The following is a 2,492-nucleotide window of genomic DNA, read 5'->3' on the forward strand; positions in this document are numbered from 1 at the left end:
GGAGGACAGTCATGATAAGCATTGAGAATGAAAGGCGCCCAATAAAACTTGGTATCAACGGCCTTGGCAGGATAGGCAAACTGAGCCTCTGGAATCAGGTGGCTGAGCGGGCATTTTCCGAGATCGTGGTGAACATAGGTAGACAGGTTGGACAGGGACTTCAAGACATAGCCGCCTCGATTGAGCGTGACAGTACGTATGGCAGGCTCGGTAATTATATCTATGGATTCAAGGGTGGCAGGCTTATAGAGAATCTCAATGAAGAAAAGGGGACTATGACCATAGACGGCATGCCGGTTACGATCCTGCGGGAGAATCGGAATCCGAAGGATATAAACTGGGCCCAGCACGGCGTGCGTCTTGTGTTGGACTCCACAGGGGCATTCACCGATCCGACTACACCTGCTGAACACCCTAAGGGCGCCTTGAGGGGGCATCTTGAGGCAGGGGCCTCAAAGGTCGTGCTCTCCGCCCCGTTCAAGATAAAAGACAAGGCGTTGCCTATGCCAGAGGACGCCGTAACTACGGTCATGGGTATCAACGAGGACGATTATATACCCAGCAAACACGTGCTCATATCAGCCGCATCGTGTACAACTACATGCCTTTCCTATATGGTGAAGCCCCTTCTGGATCATTTCGGCGCAAGCCGCATATTGTCTGCATCAATGGTAACCGTTCACGCCGCAACAGGCAGCCAGGTGGTGCTTGACAGGCTCCCTACCGCCGGTTCGAAGGATTTGAGAAAGCATAGGAGCATCATGAACAACATCATACTCACCACCACTGGTGCGGCAAAGGCCTTGGCCCTTGTGTTGCCTGAGATGAAGAAGATAGGTTTCATCGCCGAGTCTGTGCGTATACCAACGCCTACCGGCTCTATTGTGATACTGGTCTTGAGCATTCAGGACGAGAGCGTGGAAAACCCCATAAAGCGCGACGTCATAAACAATATCTATAAAGAGGCGGCCGATGGGCCGATGAAGGGAAGACTCATATACACAGAGGAACAGGATGTCTCGTCGGACATAGTAGGCGCCCCGCGTGCCGCAGCCATAATCGAGGGCGCTGAGACGCACACCCGTACCGCTGTGATCGAGGTGGACCCGAGGCTTGCATGTAAGGGAATAGGTGGTGCCGGGATCACTTGCACATCGATCCAGATCCCTGTAACCCAGGCGGTCATTTATGCCTGGTATGACAATGAACTCGGCAGTTATACCTATATGCTCGGGGAGAGGTTGGCGTCTGTGGCTGATTCGATACTGTAATGGGCGGGTCTTGGGAAAGGGTTATGGGTCCTTAAAAGGGGATGTGGTCATGATAAGATATATAGATGAGATGGTGTTGAAGGATAAACGGGTGCTCATGCGGGTGGACTTCAATGTGCCGCTCGACGACTCCGGTGAAATAACCGACGACAGCCGTATAAGGGCAGCGCTGCCAGGTATCCGTTTCGCCCTTGAATCAGGGGCAAGGCTGATACTCTGTTCGCACCTTGGAAGACCTAAGGGCGAGAGGATAGAAAAGTACAGCCTCAGGCCGGTTGCAAAGAGGCTCGGCGGGCTTTTGGATATGGATGTGCCCCTTGCCCCTGACTGCATCGGCCCTGATGTCGAAAAGGCAGTGCAGGGGCTCAAGGACGGGGGTGTCCTGATGCTTGAAAACCTTAGATTCCACCCGGGTGAGACCAAAAATGACCCTGACTTTGCAAAGGCCCTTGCCGCCCTTGCCGATGTCTATATAAACGATGCATTTGCCGTGTCGCACAGGGCGCATGCGTCGGTTGCAGGGGTGACTGAATTTGTAACGTCCTGTGCGGCTGGGTTTTTGCTTAAAAAAGAGCTTGCCTATTTTAAAAAGGCGCTTGAAGAGCCGGTGCGGCCGCTTGTGGCCATCCTTGGCGGTGCCAAGGTGTCGAATAAGCTCGGCGCCATAGAGAATATCATCAAGAAGGTGGACAGGCTCATTATAGGCGGGGCCATGGCAAACACCTTTCTCCTCGCTATGGGTTTCAGGATAGGCTCGTCACTCATTGAGGCGTCCCTGGTCAAGACTGCAGGGGAGATTGTGAAACATGCAAGGGAGAAGGACGTCAAGTTCTATCTGCCCGTGGACTTTGTCATAGCCGAAGAGATGAAGAAAGATGCAGTCACAAAGATAGTCACCGCACAGGAGATACCCCCTGGCTGGATGGCCCTTGACATAGGCCCTGCCACTGTAAGGCTCTTCCGTGAGGCTGTTGATGACGCCAGGACCATCGTATGGAACGGCCCGATGGGCGCATTTGAGTTCGATTCCTTTGCGATGGGCACCATGTCGTTAGCCCGGGCCATAGGGGAGTGCCATGCGCTCAGTATAGTTGGCGGCGGCGATACAGATGCCGCCATCCACAAGGCCAAGGAAGAGGGCAATATCTCCTATATGTCCACCGGTGGTGGGGCCTTTCTGGAGCTGCTGGAGGGTAAGGAACTGCCAGGGATAGTGGCGTT

2 protein-coding genes are annotated in these 2,492 nt (G+C 53.7%); both read left to right on the forward strand.

Annotation, left to right across the window (positions count from 1 at the left end; genetic code table 11):
* Nucleotides 1–1,271: type I glyceraldehyde-3-phosphate dehydrogenase (locus ACP5SG_RS09595; protein WP_428124076.1), on the forward strand; the 1,271-nt coding region annotated here is incomplete at its 5' end.
* A 49-nt stretch (nucleotides 1,272–1,320) separates the two neighbouring features.
* Nucleotides 1,321–2,492, forward strand: a 1,172-nt coding sequence (locus tag ACP5SG_RS09600) for a phosphoglycerate kinase (protein WP_428124080.1), incomplete at its 3' end; no start/stop codon positions are given.

This window comes from Dissulfurimicrobium sp., from assembly GCF_049968175.1.
Lineage (GTDB): Bacteria > Desulfobacterota > Dissulfuribacteria > Dissulfuribacterales > Sh68 > Dissulfurimicrobium > Dissulfurimicrobium hydrothermale.